Source organism: Dictyobacter halimunensis (genome assembly GCF_036245075.1).
Genome location: NZ_BSRI01000001.1, coordinates 166,740 through 188,514, shown reverse-complemented (window position 1 = coordinate 188,514; position 21,775 = coordinate 166,740). Strand labels below are relative to the sequence as shown.

Here is a 21,775-nt window from a genome sequence, read left to right as displayed (position 1 = left end):
CTCAGCGAGATTGGTGCTGGATATGTCCAGGCATTTTTTGTATCTGTCTTCTACGTATAATGGTCTCTGGTCCTTTCTCTACCGCTTCGCAGCAAGTTTTGTGGAACGAATGTCAAAATAGATGGTTTCGTGTGGATAGTTGATCTTGTTTCAAGCCTGGCTGAGGTGCGGGTTTTTTGATTGTGTTTGCGTGGAGACCGGAGAATGGTTTAATGGTGGAACGGTATGTGTTCATGCTGCACTGGACAGCGAGAAGGCACCGGCATAATCAGGGAGAGACGAGTGCTTTCCTTTAGCATGACTCTGCATGCTCTTTCCTTCTCAGAGAAGGGTATATTCGAAGATTTCACTCCGCTGCAAAAGTGGTGAAACCTCATCTATTCCAGCTTTCTTTTCCAATTTGATGCACTATCCCTAGGAGAACATCAAGGGAATTTTTTCAAAATATATACTATAGCTTGCACCTCCAGCGACTCGTTTGTTAGAATGAAGTACAGCTACTCCTTTTTCCCATTCCTATTTTTCCTGGAGGTCTTTGCATGTCTGAGCGACCGAAGATTCTTGTGACGCAGAAAATTCCCGCCGATGCCTATTCCCTCCTGCACTCCATTGGCGAGGTTGAGGCCAATATGGACGAGGGCGTTATCTGGTCCTCGGAAGAATTGCTGCGTCGTGCCCCCAGCCATGACTATCTGCTCTGCCTGCTGACCGATACCATTGACGCACGCGTACTGGAGGCCTGCGCCAGCGCCACACCGCGCCTCAAACTGGTGGCGAACATGGCGGTCGGCTATAACAATATCGATGTCAAGGCCGCGACCCGCCAGCAGATTATGGTCAGCAATACTCCGGGTGTTCTCTCGGATACGACCGCCGACCTGGCCTTCTCCCTGCTCCTGGCAACCGCCCGGCGCGTACCCGAGGCTGAGCGTTTCCTGCGTGCAGGCAAGTTCACTGGCTGGGGTCCTCTTCTCTTCTGCGGGGCCGAGGTCCACGGCTCGACGCTGGGGATCATTGGAGCCGGCCGTATCGGCCAACTCATGGCAAAGCGTGCCGGAGGCTTTGATATGCACGTGCGCTACTACAATACGCGTCGTCTTCCGGCAGATATCGAGGCCTCCTATCGGCTTACCTATGTTGAACTGGAGGAACTCTTGCGCCAGTCTGACTTTGTGAGCCTGCACGTTCCCTACGCACCCACTACCCACCACCTCATCGGCGAGCGCGAGCTGGCGCTGATGAAATCGTCGGCAATCCTCATCAATACCGCGCGCGGACCCGTGGTGGATGAGAAGGCTCTTGTACACGCCCTCCAATCAGGGCGGATCGCCGGGGCTGGTCTCGATGTCTTCGAGCACGAACCCGCCGTTGAACCTGAGCTTCTGAGTATGGAGAACGTGGTTCTCGTGCCCCATATTGCCAGCGCCTCGTTCAAAACGCGCACGCGCATGGCAATGATGGCCGCTGAGAACATTGTGGCCCACGTCCAGGGCCAGCGTCCACCCAACCAGGTCAATGGATAATCCGTTCTGGTGTGGTGCCGGGTAGTTGAAAACCACCTGGTACCACATTAGAACATGACGAGAAAGGAATGTTCCCTATGTCACAAATATGTGCCCACACCTATACAAGTTCCTCAGAGGGGGCTACGCCTCCTGAACTGAATCCTTCCTATCGTCTGCTGCTAGGGCCTGGTCCCTGCAATGTTGATCCGCGTGTACTGCGTGTGGGCGCCGCACCCCAACTGGGACATCTCGATCCAGAGCTCTTTGCGATTATGCAGGAGACCGCTGTGTTGCTGCGCTGGCTCTTCCAGACCGAGAACGAGTTGACCTGCTGCGTATCTGGCTCGGGCTTCTCGGGGGCCGAGGCCGTGCTGACCAATCTGCTTGAGCCTGGTGATACCCTGATCGCAGGAAGCCTGGGTTACTTCAGCGGCAAGATTGTTGATATCTCGCGCCGCGCCGGGGCTCATGTCGTTGTGCTGGCAACTGAGCCAGGCCAGCCCCTGGATGCCGCAGTCCTTGAGCAAGCTTTCAAGGAACATCCCGAGGCGAAAATCTTTGCCACCGCCATCGCGGAGACCTCGACAGGGCTGCATCAGCCACTCATAGACCTTGAGCGTGTGACCCACGCTCACAACGCGCTCTTTGTGGTCGATACCGTCTGTGCTCTGGGCGGTCTGCCCGTGCAGGTCGACGCTCTGCATATTGACGCCTCCTATGCTGGCAGCCAGAAGTGTATCGGCGCATTGCCCGGCCTGGCCCCTGTGACGCTCAATGAGCGCGCCGTTGAGGTAATCAAGAAGCGCCGCACGCCCGTCCAGAGCTATTATCTCGATCTCCTGGCGCTCAATCGCTACTGGAACGGTGATCACTCCTACCACCATACGATCTGTAGCAACCTTGTGTATGGGATGTACGAAGCCTTGCGCATCGCGCATGCCGAGGGACTCGAAGCCCGCTTTGCGCGCCATCAGCTCCATGGAGATGCCCTCAAGGCCGGCATCAAAGCTATGGGCCTGGAACTGCTTGCCCAGCCCGGCTATCAGCTTCCAGTGCTCACGGCCATCCTCATTCCCGAAGGCGTCGATGAGGTAGCGGTGCGCAAGGCCCTCCTTAACGAATATAGCATCGAGGTCGGAGGCGGACTCGGTGAGCTGAAAGGCCGCCTCATCCGCATCGGACTGATGGGCTACAACGCCAGCCGCCAGAATGTTTACACTGTCTTGAGTACCCTGGAACATGTCCTGCCTCAATGCGGCTACACACTCTCCCAACCCGGCGCAGCCCTCAAAGCTGCCGAAGCCCATTACCAGGCGCATTAGTTCCCCTCGTTCGTGATACGGCTCGTGCTCCTTAAGGAGATGGGAGATGGTGACCAGAACCCGATGCGCCATCGCCAAGGGAAACAATGATTCCCTGTGCCTGGGAACGTATCGATGCGCTCAGCGACCGTTGCTTCACTCCGGCTAATAGCCCGATAGACGTTCCTTATGGGCTATTAGCTGCGATATCTCACACAGTGAGATGTTCCTGCCGAACCCCTTGCTATGCGTGTGTGTAAATCCTTGTCAAATCTTAAGGAGTGGGCGCGGTTTGTACGAAGCTGGGTGATCGACCAAGAGCGCTCACCTGGGAGCTAGCCAGTTGAAAGGAGCCGTGGAGCTTCACGAACACCAGGGTCGTACGGAATTGCGCGGTAATCGGGAGTAAGGCACAAAACCGAGCGATCTCCTGCTCCCGTCCGATAAAGGTCGTTGGGTGGACTGGTAGGATGTTTGGGAATGTTTCTGCAGGAGTAGATCGCATTGACTGCGTTCCTTCTCTTGTGTCTGACATCAACTGCTCTTTCCTCTGTTTGCATGGGAGAACGTGGCAAGTATTGCCATGTTTCTGCGAAGGAAGTCTTTATTTTCCCTGCCGTGCGACGAATGAGATGGTAGAGATGGAAAAACACAAAGCCTTCTAAAAACGTGCATGCCAGTCCTATCTCTCCTGTTGCCCCACAAGGATAAGTCTATAACGGAAATGGTTGGCGAGCAAACCTTTACCGGCCGCGTCTCTGCAATGCTGCTCCCACATGGACACGGGGGAAGTCCATCTCAAGCCTCGCCTTATCGTGACGGATACCTGTTAGTTGCCGTTATAGTGGCTGGAGTATAGCGCGTCAGATAGAAGAAGTCGCGTTGATCCGCCTGTAGATACTCGTTGCCCGTGCCTTGCATCTGGGTATTGAGCTTGTTGATGGTTAGCGTCCCGTTGTTATTGCGCTGATACAAGAAAGCGCGGGTCCAGAATGGGTTAATATCTGTTTCCATTGCCATAACCGCACCGGCCGCCGATAGCGCTTTTCCCAGTGTTTCCGGCAGCAGCGCATTGCCGGCCGCATAGATTAGATTCCCCTGGGCGGTGATGCCAAGGCCTGAACGCCAGGTATATTCCTTATTCAATATTGTACCTCCCCAAGCCGCGCCATCCCTTGTTAGAGGATTGATCGCCCCGTGATCGATCAGGAGTGAAGCGTTCTGACGCCAGGCGAGCAGGTTCTTATTCTGGCTATTGAGCTCTGGATCGACGCCCCAGGACCCTATTATCAGTTTCCCGTTACGTGTAATGGCAATCGTAGCGACGTTTGGTTGTGGCGGCACATAGACTCTACCATCGGTCATGAGGCCATAGGCACCATCTGCGTACTTAAACCCTCCGTTCAAAACGGCCAGGAGCGTGTTGCCTGCTTGATCAGCTTGAGCAATGCTTCCTGTGCCATAAGCGTGGAGTGGTCCGCCCGGTTCCTGCGTGCCAGCAACGATATGCAGCCGCGAAAAGCGCATATCGAACTGCAAGAGCGTAACAATAGCATAGGGGTAGTGAGGATCAGGCCGGATAAATGCACTGGCATCAATAGGCAGGTAGGCATAGGGGCCCGGCGCCTGCTCCAGCATATTCCAGCTTCCTTCACCCTTGAGGACAGGGGAGATGAGTGGTTGCATGGAAGGCAGGGGCATGGCCTTCCATGCAACTCGTGCTGGAGGCGGAGCGGACTTTGCCATTGTCAATGGTAGTTGTGAGGGCGCAGTGATATGTTGCAGACCCAGTTGATACTGTAGTTGATTGAACTTATTTTGCAGATCGAGGTACCAGGCCTCAACCTGTGCCGCCGCAACTGGACCGGCGATTTCTCGGAACTCGTCGGCACTCCAGGCGCCTACCGTACCGTTGCCCTGGGTGAGTACAAGCACAACGATCGTGATAATACTGCACACTATCAGCCAGGGGAGCGCATGCTTCTTACGGGATGGCCGTCGTCTGGCCTTCTGTGCCGGTCGGCGGTTTCGTGTTTGAGACGAATGCATCCGTGGCCGCTCTGTATCCCGCTGGTTCTGTACTGGCGTTCCATACGGCCCGATTTGCCAGGCATCCGATAATTGGCTGTCTTGAATGAGGGTCCAAAGCGAGGACGCTGGCTCTGCGGTTGCAGCCGATTGGACCGGACCGGCCTGCTCCTCTGTCAACAGAGGAGACGGTAATACAGGCTTCGATGCCTGAGAAGCATGTACGAGCCGGTTGCCATAAAATGTTGTCGTTGGATCAATGAACTGCCGCCGTGGCGGTGTAACATGTTCTTTACTCATGAAAAATAATCCCAAAGCAGGATCAGAGAAAAATGCACCAGATAGCTAGATACGCGCCTGCCTCTATGCTTCGTCATCCAAATATGTTATTTTGCCTATTCCAGGTTAGCAGGAAATAGCAGGGCGCACGTACAAATATGACATGACCGGCTCTGCCACTTCTCGTTCCTCACAGAAGGTATCAGGCACACTGTATTTGTGAGAAGCACTATCTCGGTGCTCTTCAATGTTCCTTGTTCTTTTTTCTGCTCCACTATACAGTTTATTACCAGTAAAAAGGGAGCAATTTCATCAAACCAGGACTTTTAGCCCACACGTCACCAGGTATATTCATGGGCGAAGAGCTACTGGAGACTTTGAACAAGATTGGAGAATTCTGGTATTCTTTCCATGTTATAATATAGATGTTCCCGTTTGGAAGAATATATCGGTGAAGTTGGAGGGAACAAAGCTGTTCATGCGCTCCTGCCTGATTCTCTGAGGCGAGATATATGTCCCTCCACGCGTTTTCCCCACCCGAGTCGAGCGTTACTCCAGACTGAACCACCATTGGAGACCAGCCGAAATACGATTTGAGACTGCCTGCATACCGTATGCTATTCATATATGTCTCATATATGTCCGGAGTTCGAACAGTCGGCGTGCGATGCCGAAGCAGTTGATGTTATCACTGCAGCTTCACGAGGAATATATATAGATGTGCATCCACTTATCACAGACGAGAGAAGACAAAAAGATGGAAGGTTAGTTATCGCGTCAAGTACCCCACGCCTGAAGGCGGAGACTTGTAAATAGGGGTGACTTCTGCCCGGCTATTGCAAGCCTGGACTTGACCAGCCCCAGCCAGGGCTTTCTTCGGAAAGCTATCGGGCTATGATATCGGGAGTGTTCAAGAACGTACCTTGGGATGCTTGCCAGTCCCAAGCTCTACAACTACTGAGTTCATCAGCCAGACGGGGTTCGAGGCAGTGCTCAGCGGATATGCAGCCCGGTATCCTCGGCGAGGCACACGTTACTTTGTGCGGAAAAGGGTACCAGCCATCTCTGGTTAGGAGGAGAAACCGCATATTTCTTCTCCTCCCCTTCGGGGGCATTCTTGAAGAACTGTATTGAAAAAAGGAGGCGTGTTTCCTCCCCTGCCTGAAGTCAGGGGTATCCGCACGATTGAAAATCATGAAAGTACACATTTCTGGCTTCGGACCGTTTGGAAAGGAAAAAACAAATCCCACGGCCCGCTTGATTGAAGACCTTGATAGCTACTGTATTGACGGCGCATCACTTCAGTTGCATCTCTTGCCTGTTACCGTTCAGGGAATATATGATTATGCCAAATTGCTTTATGAAGAGAGTCTTGATGACGAGATCCTGGTCATTGCTTTTGGTCTCGCCGGTGGAAGAAAAGGCATGGCTATAGAAAGAGTGGCCATTAACTGCTTCGACTTTTCAATACCCGATAACGATGGTAAGAAACTGATAGATACCCCTATCGTTCCGGAAGGCCCGGATGCCTATTTTTCCGGACTTCCCATTAAGCGAATTCAAGCATCCTGGCAACATACCGGCATACCCGGTTCTGTTTCTAATACTGCTGGCACGTATCTGTGCAATGGACTCTTCTACCTTCTCCGGCACTACACCAGGGCTTCTAGCGCACGCGGTGGCTTTATCCATGTTCCTTATACAGAGGACATCATCACTGATTCTTCAAAGCCAGCCATGAGTTATGCGGATGTTTTGAGCGCAGCCAAGATTGCTATCGAAGTGGCGATACAGCACCCTGACGATGAAGTGCTTCCAGGCGGAGCTATTTACTAACCTTTGCATAAAAGAAGGCCAGTATGATTGACTACTGGCCTCTCTGTCGAAGTCCTTGTGGGTTCAGCGTCGCTGGTGCCCCCACACGCCTGAATTGACAAGATTGACTGGTCGATTTCCATGCAAGGCACTTACCACTTGCTCACAGGCCATCATTTGCATACGGAACAAGCCTTCTGTCGTATATGAGCCAATATGCGGGGTACAAATGGTGTTGGGTAAGCTAAACAGGGGATGATTAGCTATTGGCGGCTCGGGATCAAAGACATCCAGTCCTGCTCCTGCCAGCTGGCCCGATTGCAAGGCATCGAAAAGCGCATCATGATCGATCAATGCACCACGCGCAACATTGACAAGATAACTCCCTCGTGTCATCAGGTTCAGCGTCTCTGCATTGATGATATGGTGCGTCTCTGGCATAGCAGGACAATGTAACGAGATGACCCGGGCACGAGGAAGCAATGTAGCAAGATCGGGAAGGAGTTCCACACCAAGATCCGTTGCTCGTGCAGGATCAATAAAGGGATCGTATGCGAGTACTTTCATACCAAGGACCTGCGCGATCGCCGCCACACGCGTCCCAATGCGGCCTAAACCAATAAGTCCCAGGACGGCCCCGGCAACTTCTAGCCCTGGCATCAGCTCTGTGAGTGGCGGAAATGGACGACCCGAGCGAAGACGACGGTCACCCACCGCGACCTGTTTGCAGAGATTCAGAATAAGCGCAACGGCATGTTCCGCGGTAGATTCTGTGGGACCATCAGGCGTATTAATCACCATAATACCACGTTCGGTCGCCGCAGCAAGGTCAACCCGATCGACCCCAATTCCAGCGCGGACAATGAGACGCAAACGTGGACCAATATGATCCATTACCTCACCGGTCACGAAGATGGACCCTCGCACGAAAATAACGTCAGCATTCATGGCTTCTCTATACCACTCAGCGCTCTCCCCTATGGCGCTGGTGATGACAGTGGCGATGTCCTCAAGTAATGCCAGAGGCTGCGGCTGCAGCACCACGCCTGTCCAAACCTGTGGAGTCATAAAACAGCATCTCCTTTCCCGCCTCGGCTACTTCTCAGCTCTCCGCGCTATTTCCAGATTCTGGGTTGCTGCAGCTATCATGCTACCCACATCCGCGGTGACACAGACCATCTGGAAGCCCTGCTGCACTCGCGCGGCTGCAGCTTTCCCATCCCCACTCATAATGCCCAGAGCAACATGATGCTTTATGGCTCCGGCTTTGATGGTCTCCAGCGCAGCGACAAATTCAGGCTCTGTCCCCTCATAACTGGGAGGAAAACCGAGTTGCGCATGAAGATCGTTTGGCCCTACGAATGCAACATCAATCCCTGGAACTGACAGGATTTCATCCACGTGCTCGAGTCCTTCCCTGCTTTCAATCTGTACGACCAGGAGCGTCTCATCGTTGGCAGCCTGATTGTACTGGGGTCGATTGGTTGTGCCAAATCCATAGGGAGCAAATGTCCCGCCGATACTGCGATTCCCAAAGGGAGGATATTTTGCACAATCTACCGCATATTGCGCCTCTTCACGCGAATTAACCATAGGTACGACGACACCCCATGCACCGGCATCCAGGGCCCATTTGAACCATTCAACTCTATTGAAGGGAAGGCGCACGAGAGGCCCACTCGTACCCGCATCGGCAATAGTTGCCACCATTTCTGCCATGAGCACAGGATTCTGGGCGCTATGCTCCATATCAATCAAAAGCCAATCAAAACCAATCCGTGACATCACCCGCGTCGCCGTGGTACTGGCCAGACTTAACCATGCACCCAACGATGGTTCACCTTGCTTAAGTTGTTGCTTGACATGATTCTTTCGCATTGCAGATCCTTCTTTCTTGGCTGTTAAATATTTGCGTGAATTAGCATGTAGTACTCTATAAGTATGCTACGCATATTCTAAAGTTTAACCAGAAGAATGAGAATAAGGAGCCAATAGATCGATACTGGCTCCTTCCATCCGGTCAGGATTGAAGGAGGCCACGTAGCTCTGGAGCCAGTGCCTCGCTGGCAGTGTATTTTATCAGCGCATCTACATCCAGTTTCAGACCGAGGCCCGGTGTCCTGGGAATGGATAACATCCCTTCTGCATCCAGATGCCAATCGTCAACGGCAATCTCATCTATGTAGGGCGAACCCGTCTTATATTCTATAAGATCGGTATCAGATAAAGCTGCTGCGAGATGCAAATCAGCAGTCAGCCCTACTGCAGTATTCCACCCATGCGGTATGAGCCGAATACCATATGCTTGAGCAAACCAACCGATGCGGCGTGACTCACTAAGACCACCGACTTTGGTCACATCAGGCTGCACAATATCAACGGCACCGGTCTGTAACCATGGAAGAAAACTTTGACGGCGTGTCAGAACTTCACAACTAGAAATAGGGAGCGGTGCCGCACGCCGTAATAGTGCATAATCCTCCATGGCATCAGGCCTCAGCGGCTCTTCGAACCAGGTCACTTTATAGTCTGCCAGCATCTGTGCCGTGCGCAACGCCCACTTGTACCCCTGATTCCAGAAGGCATCGCTACCACCAGCATCCACCATCAGAAGCGCATCTTCTCCAATGGCTTCGCGCGCGGCGCGCACGATTGTTTCATCTCGTGTGTCGCTCTGGCGTCCAAAATCCCCCCAGCCAATCTTAAATGCTCGAAACCCCTGCATCTTATAATGTAACAACTCTTCAGCTAGCGGATCTGGATCCTGGATAAGTAAGGAGGCATAGGGGCGGACACGATCACGATAATATCCCCCTAGCAGGCGCCCAACAGGTTGCCCCGTTGCTTTGCCAAGAAGGTCCCAGAGGGCAATATCGATACCGCTAATCGTATGGGTAATTGTTCCACCTCGCCCAAGCCAGAATGTGTGTTGATGCAACTTCTCACTTACACGTTCTGGCTCTAACGCATTCTCACCTGTATACAAAGGCGCTAACACTTCCAGGGCACTGCGTACAAGTGCATCATTAGAAAACACACTGCCCAGACCGAAAAGATCCTCGTCTGTCCGCACAACAAGGAGCGTATGCACGCATTCATCTGGTTTCAATTCATGACTCCACCCTCCCTCAGGGGTACCACCACGTAAGCCGATAGCATGGATCTCTCGTATCTTCATAACATCCTCCACAAGAATCTTTACCAGCGAATCTGACTTTGGATCGGGGAAATATGCTGATCAACACGTTCAGCGACTGGCCAGGCACGCAATTCATCGACGATCTCAATAAGACGGGATGTCACCGCATCAAAGATGATCTTTCCTTTCTCCTTCGTTGCTCTGGAGGGATCACCATGTACCCCATGCTTTGTCCATCTCCCCCAATAATCGCTCATGCGAACAGGGAAGTTAGACGTGCTATCAGAGCTCATATACTTACCAGTCACATCATCGTCTACTCGCATCTCATGTACCTGTACACGCTCTGAGGCAAGGTAAAGGTAGAGTGAGGTCTCATACTCATCGGCATGGGCAATCGTCTCACTTTCCTTTACTTGATTGAATGCGTCCATTCCTAAAGGAATATATGTCAGTGCCGCGCATATCGACTGCGTTTCGAGAATGGTTTTGCGTGCGATAATGTCAATCAACGCAGTATTGGAGCCGTGACCATTGATAAGGAGAATCTTCTGGAAACCATGATAAGCTACGCTTTTCGTGATATTCAAGCAGAAGTTGATAAACACATCTGGCTCAATATGAATGGTACCTGGAAAGTCAATATGATGCATGTTGAGCCCATAAGAAATAGGTGGTAGTATCAGCACACGGTCCGATGCCCGACGACCCACTTCCAGGCAGACCTCTTCAGCTAGAAAAACATCTGTATCGAGTGGCAGGTGTCGGCCATGCTGTTCTGTTGAACCGGTTGGTAAAATGACCACTTTTTGCATTTTGATGGCATCATTCATTTCTGGCCATGTGAGCCGATTATATCTGTATTCGGTGAGTGCAGACATACCAGACCTCCTTCATTTGTTGCAAGCAGCTTAACAGAGAACTTTGCTCCTCAATCTTCCGTCTCTTCCTTTCCTCACATCCTTCTTTTTAGAAAAGCTCTTCTATTCTCTCACTACGTTGACACTATTTTTTGACGTGTTCTCTATGACGTTTTCCTCTGCCGCAAGTTTGATTGCAAGGTGATCACTGATGCGATATGCATTGGCCAGAATGGTGAGAACCGGATTCACGCCACCATTGGTGACATGAATTGACCCATCAGCTATATGCACATTTTGGTGTCCCCAGAGTCTTCCCCATTTATCCGTCACTGATGTAGCTGGATCTGTTCCCATCCGACATGTACCGGCTTGATGCTGGCCTCCGCTTGGTCCTTCGCTTTTACTCCTGGATAATGGGATGACAGTCTTTGCACCACTCGCTGTGAGCCATTCGGCTGCCTTATTCGCAATGAAATCGGCTGCTTTATAATCCTCTGGATGAATGTTGCCACTAAGACGGGCCACTGGCATACCAAACTTGTCACGTACTTTGGGATCGAGTGTGACACGTGCTTCTGGGTTGGGTATCTCCTGGATCGGTCCCTGGATAAGAGAGAGTCGCGTGTAAAGATCACGCATCCCCTGTTTGCCGGCGATTCCCCAGAGGGAAATAATATGCGATGTGGTGAGCGTGCTCCAGACGTTGAGTGGAGTCGGTACAAATTCGTTTGCCAGCATTGCGCCCCCAATAATGCCATCATTGTGATGACGATAATCATTGGTAGATATAGTTGGCCCTGGTCCGTAGCAATCCTGAATAGGTGTATCAAATATGCCAAGAGCACCAGTATAGACATGCCCCTGCAGGTTACGCCCAACCTGATCGTAATTATTGCCGATTCCATTGGGTTCCTGGGTTGAGGTGCTGTTGAGCAGGAGGCGTGCAGTTTCGATAGCACCAGCGCTGAGTACAACCTGGCCTGCATTCACTGTGCGCCGCTGGATATATCCATTGGCATCAGTCACTATAGCAACGCCTGTGACGACGCCGTTTGTATCGGTGAGGAGCCGTTCGACCTGGGTGCTGATGAGGACATCACAGCGACCGGTCTCAATCGCTCGTGGAATGACGGTATTGTGTGTCCCATTTTTAAACTCACCGGGGCAACCAAAGCCGACGCACGCGCCGCAACGAAGGCAGGCACCTCGGCCATCGCGTGCCACTGAATTGATAAGCAATGGAACAGGGCCGGTCTTTTGGGTAAGTGCCTCCGCACCGCGGCGCAATACGGTGGTAGCGGTATTGCTATGGAGTGGTGGCATAGGATAGCCACGTGCGCGAGGGCCAGCGATGCTATCACCTGAAGGATCACCAGACACACCGATCTCCCATTCTGCTCGATCATAAAAGGGTGCAAGATCCTCATACGTTATTGGCCAGTCGGCGAGAGAACTCCCCTCAGGGATGCCATAGGTGGTGGCCATGCGGAAGTCTTCCGGACAAAAGCGCCATGCCTGAGCGCCAAAGACTCTTGTTCCTCCACCAACTGTCATCGCATTATTACTCCACTGCGGATCTGTGGGGTTCACGATAGCGTCACCCGCAGAGGTTGAATGCACGCGCGGATTTCCATCCGCAGGTGGCCCGGCTGGCGTATCATACCCCAGCATTGTTCGCTGGTTGCGCAGATGATCGGGCCGTAGCATGGTTGCAGTTAACCAATCTCCACGCTCGATGAGGAGCACGCGATGCCCGGCTTCAGCCAGCACACAAGCGGCCACACCACCACCAGCACCGGCCCCAACAACAATGATTTCATAGGATGAAGAAATAGTATCCCAGGATATGGTCTGTGGTGGAGTCGCGTCAATTGTTGGCCAGAAGGCATCTCTTGGACCCATGTGATAATTGATCATTTTCCATGAAATAGCATCGTGGTTTCCTCCATTATCGGGATCACTATAAAATCCCTGGATAGTGAGCCGAATGATCAACATGATAAATTCGGTGGCCGATATCATCCAATCAATGGCAGTCTTGCCTGCTAGCAAGTCCTCGATGATCTTGTCCTGTGCCTCATGTGGAAGGTTGGCGAAGTCGGTATCATTGTGACGGGCACGGGACTCCTGTTGTAGTAGACCCAACCCTTCTTCAACAAACCGGATCCTGACCGTGAGATCTGTGGAGAGGATGCGCTCAATGAAGTCACCAACACCGGCCTCCCAGCCGGAAGGATACTCATCAGCGGGAATAACCCGATCTATGAGAGCCTGAAGTGTCTGATCCTCATGTATATTAATGTTCATGCCTTACTCTTTTTCAATGTTTAACATCAGTGTGTATGAATGGAATGAAAGATTTGCTTGTATTATAGGATTTAGTGACAGAAAAGAAAAGGTTTTCCAATACTTCCAATCTTTCAGCCAAGGCATAATCCTATCAGATGGGTGGATGAACCTGTTCCTGTTTGAATGGTTAGAATCTATTGTTAGCTCTTATTCCCTTCTTAAATATATTCCTTGTTCAATATTCCTCTCATCTTTCTTTAACAGGATTTTCTCCAGGATGAAGACGTAGCCCCTATCGGGAGACATCGACGGCGATTGTACGTTTACATGTTTCTCTGCATACCGTTTGTACGCGGGATGTATAAGCCGGATAAAATGCTTGAGATTTGGATGATCTTTTTGTTGCCTAACAAATTAAGCTGTGCTATACTCGTTGGGCAACACCTATCAAGTTCTATTGTGTACCATCGTTTGCGCGTAGAAAGTAGCTATGTATGCCCAGGTACGCTCATGCTCAGCTTCGCTGGTCTGAGCCAGCACAGCGCTATCTCATTTTCATTGATGAGCAGGCTACAGAGCAGTCTCTCTGCAGCGATTGGCTGGAGCAGATTGCTTCCTTTGCTTTTCATAGTCGATGGGGCATGCATTATACGGTGCGCAGGCAGCGGGCGCAGCGTGGAGGAAGCTACTGGTACGCATATCGGCGCCTGCATGGGCGTATCATCAAACGGTATATTGGCAGATCGGCTGATCTTACGCTGGCACGCTTAGAAGAGATCGCTCATCGGTTGGAAGGTTTGCCCAACGTGGATCAGCATGCCCTGGAGTTATCAGAAGCCGAGCAGACTGCCGGGGATATGACCTTAGCTGCTGCACAAGTGGAGGACGGTTGTGCTGTCTCCTCTAGTGAGACAGCTCCACTTCTCTTTCCCAAGCTCTCTGCTCCGCGCTTACAGAGCTCTTTGCTGGACCGTTCGCGCCTGTTCGCGTTGCTTGATGCCGGACGCGAGGGGGCCTTCACACTCGTTACGGCGCCAGCGGGATGTGGCAAAACGACGCTGGTCTGCCAGTGGTTGGCGGCGCGCCGCATCGATGCTGCTTTCCCTCCTGTTGGCTGGATCTCACTGGAGGGGTCTGATAATGACCCTTTGCGCTTCTGGCGCTATCTGATAGCGGCCTGCCAGGTTTTTCAGGTCGATCTGCAAGAGGCGCAAAACGCATTGCTGGCTATGATCCCGCAGCCCCCTTTTCTTCCTTCCTCCTTTGAGAGAGTACTGACCTCTTTGCTTAATGCGCTGGCGCGAAGTCTGGTAGGGGGCATGCTGGTTTTAGAGGATTATCATGCGGTGAGCGATCTAACGATCCATGAAACGCTGTCTTTCTTCATTGATCATCTGCCTGCTACTTTCCATCTGATTATGGTCACGCGTAGTGATCCTCCTTTTTCTCTGGCCCGCTTGCGTACTCGCGGCGTGTTGCTGTGTGAGGTGCGCGCCTCCGATCTGCGTTTTTCGTTGGATGAGACGACCAGCTTTCTTCACCGGTTCTATCCCTTCGACCTGGCCCCCCTGACCATTCAGCAGTTTCAGTCCCAGGTACAGGGGTGGGCAGCTGGACTGCACTTGATGAAACTGGCTCTGCAGAGGACCACAACTCAGGCGCAGGGAGAGCAGGCTGTGGCGCTCCTTGCCCGCAATGCATCGTTACAGGAATACTTTGTGGCTGAGGTACTCGACTCGCAACTGGAGGAGGTGCAACGATTTGTGCTCCAGACCAGCCTCCTTACGCGTCTAACGGGCCCGCTGTGTGATGCTGTGACTGGGAGATCTAACGGCCAGGACATGCTCAAACGGCTGGAGAACGGCAATCTGTTCCTCGAAGAAGCCCTCGATGATGCCGTTGCTCCCTTCCCTTTGCTGTCCACGCAGCAGTGGTATCGCTATCACGCGTTGTTCGCCGAGGCCATGCGTGCTGAAGCACGCCAGCGCCTGGGATCGGATCACCTGCGTCAGCTCTCTGCGCGTGCCTCTGACTGGTACGAGATGCATGGTTTTCTGCATGAGGCTATTGAGGCTGCTTTGGCGGGTGGGGTCTATGAGCGGGCTGCGAATCTGGTTGCTCGCTCGGTTGAGGAACATACTTTTCCGGGCGAAATACATGAGCCCTATACCCTGCGGCGCTGGCTTGAGCAGATTCCAGCCTCCATCCTGGGGCAGAAGCCGGTTCTCTGTCTGAGTTATGCTACCACGCTGCTGTTTCAAAGCGCTTCATGGCAGCCCGACGCCTCTTCCATGCCCTTGTTGCAGAAGCTCTTGCACATAGCAGAGCATGGTTTCCGTAGCGACACCAATGTATTGAAAGTTGGTGAAGTGCTGGCCTTTCGCTCCTTGCTGGCCTTGAGACAGGGCGATACGCAGGCCAGCATCAGTTATGCGCGGCAGGCGTTGGATGGATTGGCTCAGACACAATCCATCTGGCGCGGTCTCAGCCTGTGCATTGTGGCTGAGGAATGGATCAGGCAGGGCAAATTTCAGCAGGCTCAGCAGGCTTTGTTGGAGTCGCAGAAGCTCTGTGAGGCGGCGGGAAATCGCTATTTCCGGCGCATCGCTCAACTCAAGCTTGCTCAGGTCTCCTTTGAGCAGGGGAAGTTCCAGTATGCCGCCTCACTGTATCGTCAGACGCTTGGAGAGGCGCGCAAGGAAGGTCCTGCATATGTGTGTGCCAGTGCTCTGCTGGGCCTGGCTACCATCTGCTATGCATCCAATGATCTGGATGATGCCTATCGTTACGCGCAGGAGGCCGTAAGTATTGGGCAGGCTCATTCCCTGCTGTACTACGAAGTGCGCGCCATGTTGGTCCTGGCCCGTGTGCAGCAGGCGCGGCAGGATCAGCTCGTTGTTGCCCAACAACAGCTAACGGCCCTGCTTGAGCGAGTGCCTGTCTCTCTGCCCCATCTCAGGCAGGAGATCCAGACTGCGCTGGCGCGGTTAGCGTTCCCGGCTGGTGATCAGATGACCATACAGCGCTGGGCGATTGCTCGCATACCTCAACCTGACTTTGCCCAGGAAAAAGAGGAAGAACTCTTGCTGTGTCGCTGGTTACGTAGTCAGGGAAAGCTCGAAGAGGCATCATCCCGGCTTGATGCTCTCCTGGATGTTTGCCGGCAGTCGGGACATGTACGCGGCCTGCTTGAGGTGCAGGTGGAGATGGTGTTACTTGCCGCCGCGCTGAAACGCAAGGCGGAGGCCCAGCGTCTGTTGCGCAAGGTCCTTGCTCAAGCATTTGACGGCAATGTCACGCGCCTGTTCCTCGATGCCGATGAGCAGATGGTGATCCTGTTGCGCACCCTGCTGCCCCAACTTCACGAGCAAGCTCTGCAGGCATATATACGTACCCTGCTGCATGCCTTCCCTGCTCAGTCGCATAGTAGTGAGCGAGCCTCTTTCCTGATAGAACCCCTCTCTCCCCAGGAGATGCGCGTCTTGCGACTGCTGGTGCAACATCGTTCAAACGCAGACATTGCCCGCGAACTGGTGGTCTCGGTCAATACGGTGCGTACCCACGTGCAGAGTATTTATAGTAAGCTCGGCGTCCACACTCGCGGCGCTGCCAGCGACGTGGCGCGTGAACTGCGCCTGATCCCCTAGCTCTTCATCCCCTATAGAGCCGTATCGAATCGCCCACAAATCATGCACCTGATCACTACTATGGATGACGCAAAATCATCCTTCTGAAAGCTATGCTATTGCCATGAACGAACGATTACCGTGGCTGGAGCCGGAGCGCCCCGCAATGAGGATTGTGCGGTGACTCCCTTCCGGGCACAAGCAAGTGTATCAGAATAGAAAAGAGAGCAAATGATGATCAGCGCAGCATTCCCCTATCAAAAACAACGCAAATCTATCCTGGGGCTAGAGATGGCCTATGTCGAGGAGGGCCAGGGCGATCCGATAGTCTTTCTGCATGGCAATCCCACCTATTCCTATGTCTGGCGCAACATTCTTCCGTATGTGCAGGATCGAGGACGCATTATCGCCCCCGATCTGATCGGCATGGGCGACTCACAGAAACTGCCGGTGAGCAGCCCTGCTTCCTATACATTTGTTGAGCAGCGCCGCTATCTCGATGCGCTGCTTGAGACGCTAGATGTGCGCCAGCGCGTCGTGCTGGTTGGACACGACTGGGGAGGGGCTCTGGCTTTTGATTGGGCGCGTCGCCATCCAGACGCCGTGCGCGGCATCGCCTATATGGAAGCGGTGATTGAGACCGTTTCGTGGAATGAGACGTCCGAGGTTGCTCGTACACGTTTCCAAGCCATGCGCTCTCCGCAAGGTGAACAGATGGTGTTAGAGCAGAATTCCTTTATCGAGTTTAATCTGCCCAAAACGATCCTGCGCACGTTGACGGAGGAAGAGATGAACGAATATCGCCGTCCATTTGCTGAGGTGGGAGAAGCGCGGCGTCCCATGCTCTCCTGGGCCCGCCAGTTACCGATTGAAGGCGAGCCGGCTGATGTCACCGAGATCGTGACCGCCTCCAGCCAGTGGCTTTCCCATAGTCCCATCCCCAAGCTTCTGATTCAGTCCGTTCCCGGCACACAGGGTCCAGGTCACCTGGCCGCCAACCATAGCTGGCCCGCGCAGAGCGAGGTGAGTGTGCGCGGACATCACACGCCTCAAGAAGACTCCCCCGACGAGATCGGGCAGGCGATCGCCAGCTGGCTTGAGCAGCTCCAATAATTGTTACGACCAGAACTGTGGGCATTTTGCTCACAGTTGTATGTACAGGGTAGTGCTCATTATTAATTATGCAAGAAAAGACTCATCATTCAAGTATAAGGATAGAGAAAGAACATGAAGATAATTCTTTGGGCCACTTTAACCGCCAATGGCAACTATGCTCAATCCAGCCCTGAGCATCCACCTAAAGCCGAAGCGCAGAACGACTTTGTAGCGCAGGCTACAGCTGCCGGCAATTTCATTATTGGACGCCGCACGTTCGAGGCCGCACAGGCCAGCGGCGGTGGTGATTTTGGGAACCTGGATATCGTCGTACTTTCTGCCAGCGGCAAAGAAATTCCGGGCGTCAAAGTTGCGCACTCTCCTCGGGAGGCTCTCGACTATCTGCGGGAAAAAGGCTACGCAGCCGCGCTTCTTTCTGGTGGCGCCGACCTGCACAATGCATTTTTCGCCCAGGGGCTCGTTGACGAGATAATATTCAATGTCGCGCCGGTGTTGGAAGGAAAAGGGCTCAACCTGCTCCTGAATCAGGAACACTATCAATATAAGGATGTGCAGCTACTGGAGTGTAAGAGCCTTGGTGGTGGTGTCGTTCAGTTGCACTACGCCGTCAACATTGCATAAGTCTTATAACTGTTGAGACCGTGATAAGAAAAGCACTCTCTTATCACGGTTTCAACAGGAGCGGCTCGATATTACGATGGATGTCACTGATGTTATGGCGTCTGCAGGACCTTGCCATTGAGTCGCTCTTTTTTTGAGCGCTTCTCATCCCTCCTCTTCTGCTTTTTACTAGCTTGCTTGTAAACATCCTCCATTGCACATGGTTGCGGTTAGCCATCCTTCTAGAATTCTTTCTCCTGTTGCATTTAACGATCTAGAACTTGACAGAAACCGGTTTCCGAGTTATAGGTTTACTGTCATATAGTTTCTATGAGCAATTACTGTATAAACAATGCTGTTGTAGCATCTATTTCGTCCGTTCATTGCAAGGAAGCAGGAGCACAGGATGCAAAGAAAGCTCACTATTCAGCGCCTACGATAGCGGCTCGTCGCGCTGGCTCTACACTGCCGGGGGCTTCAGTTCAGGTAGTGTTGCTACGTACTCCTTTACGTATCAGCAGAATGGATTACAGTACGATACCAGTTCTTATAGTTGGACACATCCTTGAGTTATCAGAAAAATACTTCCCTTTTGGGACGAGCCAGTGCCAGAGGGGAAGAAATCTTTGCAGCGAACGTAATAGAGGCAAATATGTAATGCTCTAGCTCCAGATGCGCCTGGGAAAGAGACGAAGCAGTGCTGAACTGAGAGGGGATCAAGGCCTAAGCCGGACGTGGGTTACGGTTGTTCCTGTATGCTTGTTCATGTGTAAGATTGCATGGGCATGGAAGTGGTGTGGTTGTGTGGAGCAATAAAATAGAGCAAGGTGCATGGTATTGCTGCCCGTTTTGCCTGATACCCCAGGTCTGTAGACTACAGAATCCATCTCCGAAAAGGGGACATTTTCGGAGTCCATTCTATGGCGAGAGTGTCGTCCTCTTCACCGTTTTCCACAGCAGGATCTGGCGGAAAACAAAAAGAGATGAAAGGAAAAAAGCATGGCATCCACTCCTAGAGGGACCCCTTCCTTTTTTGAGGACCTGAAGATTCTCCTCACAGGCTCTCTTGTTCTCCCAGAGGACCCCATCTATGATCAAGCGCGTCAACTCTGGAATGGGAGAGTCGACACCCATCCGGCAGTGCTCGTTCGTTGTGCGGATGCGCAAGATGTCGTTTCCACTGTTCGCTGGGCTCGTATGCATGGACGTGCGTTCTCTGTTCGTGGTGGTGGGCATGATTTTGCGGGACGAGCGCTCTGTCAAGATGGAGTTGTGATCGATTGTTCTCTGATGAGTGCCGTCATCGTCCATCCAGAGACGCGGACCGCTCGAATCCAGGCTGGTGCAACGGCAGGCGATCTCATTGGCGCCTTCCGGTAATACGGGTTTGCGACGAGCACAGGGGTCGTCTCAAGCGTCGGGATGGCTGGACTCACGTTGGGTGGTGGCTATGGTCCTCTCCTGGGGAAATATGGTCTGGCTACTGATAACCTGCTATCAGCGCAAGTGGTCACAGCGGACGGGCAACTGGTGACGGCAAGTACAACTGAGTATCCAGATCTCTTTTGGGGGCTGCGCGGTGGTGGTGGCAATTTTGGAGTAGTGGTGTCATTGGAGTATCGCCTCTATCCTCTCACCACGGTGTTGGCGGGTTTGCTGCTGTATCCTATGGATCAGGCCAAAGAGATGTTACGTTTTTATGGCGAGTTCATCAAAACCGCCCCCGACGAACTTACCATTCAGGCTGGCTTCCTCCAGACGCCCGAAGGCATGACCGTACTATTTCTTCATCCTGTGTACTGTGGTTCGCTTGAAGAAGGAGAGCAAGCACTCAAACCCTTGTGTCTCTTTGCCACGCCTCTCGTCGATCAAATCCAGCTGGTCATGTATGACGATCTCATTCATATGTTGGATGCTCCAATGCCCAAAGGCCGTCACTACTTCATCCAAACACAATCGCTGGATAGTCTTGGTGTAGAGACGGTGGATGCGCTTTTGGAGCTTGCGCAGCAATTCTCTTCTCCTTTTTCTGCCATTTCGCTTCATCACTTTCATGGCGCTGCAAGCCGTGTGGCACCTTCCGAGACCGCCTTTGCGCTGCGCCAAGATCATCTGCTGGCCGAAATCATTGCTGCATGGGAACCACCATTGGCAGGAGAGGATCAGAGACACTTGCAGTGGGCGCAGTCAGCTTCACGTACCCTTGCTCCATATGCCTTGAAGGGAGGATATATTAATCTGTTGGATGAGAGGGAGCAGGAGCGTGTTCCTTTTGCTTTCGGATCCAACTATGAGCGTTTGCTTCAACTCAAGCGGACGTATGATCCTGACGATGTTTTCCATTCGACGATTGGTCACATCACACCAACGTGATCAATGACCCTGGAAATCGCTGTGAATGCGAAAATGAAATGATCACTTTTTTCGTTCCCGATCCAACGTGTGCCTATGTGTTAGACGAGGAGTGGTGGCTCGTTAGTTGTTGAAGAAGCTGGAAGGAGCCAGAAGATAAGGAAAAGTTTTCTATGCTGAACAAGGCGGTGACTCAAAGTTTGAGATAAATACGAGCCATCCTGATGTTCTCTAAGATTTTCCGGTTGCTGTGTATAGGTGTGAATGGTCACTGGCGATCCAATGTAACGTGCCAGTGTGGGTGTGGATGTACTGGGAAGAAGCATATGGGGGGAGCACGTGCAGCGAGCGATGCAGACGTGGGCGCAGTGGAACAGACGCGTGCGAACGCTAGCCGTGATCCTGGCGCGGAAGGGTAGGTGCTGGTAGGAGATTTCTAAGGGACGGATGGTTGGTCAAGGATGATGGCGCCAGGACCAGCGGCTGGCGGTGCCGAAAGTTATCATGGCGCGGCGTGTTGGGGTACTTGGGGAGGCGTGCTAGAGCGGAAGGAGGAAGGAAGTGTACGTAGAGATGGGTGAGTATGTGAAGCTACGGTTGGTGGCGCTGGGTGAGCAACTGGGATAGGTGTTGTATGTGGAGCAGGATGTGGGAGGTGGCAGGAGATTGCGGAGTTTGGTAATTCTTCGCAATGGGTGATCGACGCGGTTCCGTATGTGCAGTTTCAATCGGCCTGCCAGAAGTAAGGATGGCCGCTAGTGTCCTCGATAAGCCGCCTGGAAAAGCTTTTGTTGGTTTCTCTGGGTGGCTTGTTATTGAACGGCGCTGTGTGAGATCATGCATCTGGGAATCATACTGTATG

General features: G+C 52.6%; 15 protein-coding genes and 1 pseudogene. 9 read left to right on the top strand and 7 right to left on the bottom strand.

All coding sequences use genetic code 11. The features are described 5' to 3' along the window. Positions 1 to 539 precede the first annotated feature (539 nt). Positions 540 to 1,523, top strand: a complete 984-nt coding sequence (locus AABA21_RS00860; RefSeq protein WP_338246854.1) for a 2-hydroxyacid dehydrogenase — start codon at positions 540 to 542, stop codon at positions 1,521 to 1,523. Positions 1,524 to 1,600: 77 nt separating this feature from the next. After that, complete coding sequence (locus tag AABA21_RS00855; RefSeq protein ID WP_338246852.1) at positions 1,601 to 2,827, top strand: pyridoxal-phosphate-dependent aminotransferase family protein; 1,227 nt, start codon at positions 1,601 to 1,603, stop codon at positions 2,825 to 2,827. A gap of 253 nt (positions 2,828 to 3,080) precedes the next feature. On the opposite strand, the gene AABA21_RS00850 is transcribed toward AABA21_RS00855, so the two are convergent. Continuing rightward, positions 3,081 to 3,311: a hypothetical protein gene (locus AABA21_RS00850; RefSeq protein WP_338246851.1), complete on the bottom strand. Its 231-nt coding sequence runs from the start codon at positions 3,309 to 3,311 to the stop codon at positions 3,081 to 3,083. Between the two features lie 305 nt (positions 3,312 to 3,616). Beyond that, a complete protein-coding gene (locus AABA21_RS00845; protein ID WP_338246849.1) occupies positions 3,617 to 5,134 on the bottom strand; it encodes a hypothetical protein in 1,518 nt (505 codons plus the stop codon). Positions 5,135 to 6,307: 1,173 nt separating this feature from the next. On the opposite strand from AABA21_RS00845, the gene AABA21_RS00840 reads away from it, so the two are divergent. Next, positions 6,308 to 6,949, top strand: coding sequence for a pyroglutamyl-peptidase I (locus AABA21_RS00840; RefSeq protein WP_338250982.1), 642 nt, complete (start codon positions 6,308 to 6,310; stop codon positions 6,947 to 6,949). A gap of 63 nt (positions 6,950 to 7,012) precedes the next feature. Here the strand turns inward: AABA21_RS00840 and AABA21_RS00835 are convergent, their stop codons facing one another. The 5 genes from AABA21_RS00835 to AABA21_RS00815 all read right to left on the bottom strand — a co-directional run bounded on the left by AABA21_RS00835 (position 7,013) and on the right by AABA21_RS00815 (position 13,237). Further along, on the bottom strand, positions 7,013 to 7,996 hold the full coding sequence (locus AABA21_RS00835) for a hydroxyacid dehydrogenase (RefSeq protein WP_338246847.1): 984 nt from the start codon (positions 7,994 to 7,996) through the stop codon (positions 7,013 to 7,015). 27 nt (positions 7,997 to 8,023) lie between these two features. Beyond that, a complete protein-coding gene (locus tag AABA21_RS00830) occupies positions 8,024 to 8,806 on the bottom strand; it encodes an HpcH/HpaI aldolase family protein (protein ID WP_338246844.1) in 783 nt (260 codons plus the stop codon). Between the two features lie 142 nt (positions 8,807 to 8,948). Next, positions 8,949 to 10,106 (bottom strand): mandelate racemase/muconate lactonizing enzyme family protein, encoded by a 1,158-nt coding sequence (locus tag AABA21_RS00825; RefSeq protein WP_338246843.1) that lies wholly within the window; start codon positions 10,104 to 10,106, stop codon positions 8,949 to 8,951. 20 nt (positions 10,107 to 10,126) lie between these two features. Continuing rightward, complete coding sequence (locus AABA21_RS00820) at positions 10,127 to 10,948, bottom strand: creatininase family protein (protein WP_338246841.1); 822 nt, start codon at positions 10,946 to 10,948, stop codon at positions 10,127 to 10,129. 102 nt (positions 10,949 to 11,050) lie between these two features. Beyond that, the gene (locus tag AABA21_RS00815; protein ID WP_338246839.1) at positions 11,051 to 13,237 is read right to left on the bottom strand and encodes a GMC family oxidoreductase; all 2,187 of its coding nucleotides are present in this window, start codon (positions 13,235 to 13,237) and stop codon (positions 11,051 to 11,053) included. Between the two features lie 476 nt (positions 13,238 to 13,713). On the opposite strand from AABA21_RS00815, the gene AABA21_RS00810 reads away from it, so the two are divergent. The 6 genes and pseudogenes from AABA21_RS00810 (at position 13,714) to AABA21_RS00790 (ending at position 20,934) form a co-directional block, all read left to right on the top strand. Continuing rightward, positions 13,714 to 16,866 carry a winged helix-turn-helix domain-containing protein gene (locus AABA21_RS00810; RefSeq protein ID WP_338246837.1) on the top strand — a complete coding sequence of 1,051 codons (3,153 nt, stop codon included), beginning with the start codon at positions 13,714 to 13,716 and terminating at the stop codon, positions 16,864 to 16,866. 213 nt (positions 16,867 to 17,079) lie between these two features. Beyond that, positions 17,080 to 17,958, top strand: a complete 879-nt coding sequence (locus AABA21_RS00805) for a haloalkane dehalogenase (protein WP_420917120.1) — start codon at positions 17,080 to 17,082, stop codon at positions 17,956 to 17,958. Positions 17,959 to 18,072: 114 nt separating this feature from the next. Continuing rightward, complete coding sequence (locus AABA21_RS00800; protein WP_338246833.1) at positions 18,073 to 18,582, top strand: dihydrofolate reductase family protein; 510 nt, start codon at positions 18,073 to 18,075, stop codon at positions 18,580 to 18,582. A gap of 260 nt (positions 18,583 to 18,842) precedes the next feature. Continuing rightward, positions 18,843 to 19,130, top strand: coding sequence for a hypothetical protein (locus AABA21_RS39185; RefSeq protein WP_420917083.1), 288 nt, complete (start codon positions 18,843 to 18,845; stop codon positions 19,128 to 19,130). Positions 19,131 to 19,560: 430 nt separating this feature from the next. Then, a pseudogene (locus AABA21_RS00795) lies at positions 19,561 to 20,088 on the top strand (FAD-binding oxidoreductase); the annotation flags it as partial. A gap of 141 nt (positions 20,089 to 20,229) precedes the next feature. Beyond that, positions 20,230 to 20,934 carry a BBE domain-containing protein gene (locus AABA21_RS00790; RefSeq protein WP_338250980.1) on the top strand — a complete coding sequence of 235 codons (705 nt, stop codon included), beginning with the start codon at positions 20,230 to 20,232 and terminating at the stop codon, positions 20,932 to 20,934. Positions 20,935 to 21,775 lie beyond the last annotated feature (841 nt).

Coding starts and splice junctions, on each gene's coding strand:
- AABA21_RS00815 (WP_338246839.1), bottom strand. CDS start 13,237: ATGAACATTAATATACATGAGGATCAGACACTTCAGGCTCTCATAGAT.
- AABA21_RS00840 (WP_338250982.1), top strand. CDS start 6,308: ATGAAAGTACACATTTCTGGCTTCGGACCGTTTGGAAAGGAAAAAACA.
- AABA21_RS00830 (WP_338246844.1), bottom strand. CDS start 8,806: ATGCGAAAGAATCATGTCAAGCAACAACTTAAGCAAGGTGAACCATCG.
- AABA21_RS00820 (WP_338246841.1), bottom strand. CDS start 10,948: ATGTCTGCACTCACCGAATACAGATATAATCGGCTCACATGGCCAGAA.
- AABA21_RS00855 (WP_338246852.1), top strand. CDS start 1,601: ATGTCACAAATATGTGCCCACACCTATACAAGTTCCTCAGAGGGGGCT.
- AABA21_RS00805 (WP_420917120.1), top strand. CDS start 17,080: ATGATCAGCGCAGCATTCCCCTATCAAAAACAACGCAAATCTATCCTG.
- AABA21_RS00860 (WP_338246854.1), top strand. CDS start 540: ATGTCTGAGCGACCGAAGATTCTTGTGACGCAGAAAATTCCCGCCGAT.
- AABA21_RS00850 (WP_338246851.1), bottom strand. CDS start 3,311: ATGCGATCTACTCCTGCAGAAACATTCCCAAACATCCTACCAGTCCAC.
- AABA21_RS00800 (WP_338246833.1), top strand. CDS start 18,073: ATGAAGATAATTCTTTGGGCCACTTTAACCGCCAATGGCAACTATGCT.
- AABA21_RS00790 (WP_338250980.1), top strand. CDS start 20,230: ATGGATCAGGCCAAAGAGATGTTACGTTTTTATGGCGAGTTCATCAAA.
- AABA21_RS00810 (WP_338246837.1), top strand. CDS start 13,714: ATGCCCAGGTACGCTCATGCTCAGCTTCGCTGGTCTGAGCCAGCACAG.
- AABA21_RS00825 (WP_338246843.1), bottom strand. CDS start 10,106: ATGAAGATACGAGAGATCCATGCTATCGGCTTACGTGGTGGTACCCCT.
- AABA21_RS00845 (WP_338246849.1), bottom strand. CDS start 5,134: ATGAGTAAAGAACATGTTACACCGCCACGGCGGCAGTTCATTGATCCA.
- AABA21_RS00835 (WP_338246847.1), bottom strand. CDS start 7,996: ATGACTCCACAGGTTTGGACAGGCGTGGTGCTGCAGCCGCAGCCTCTG.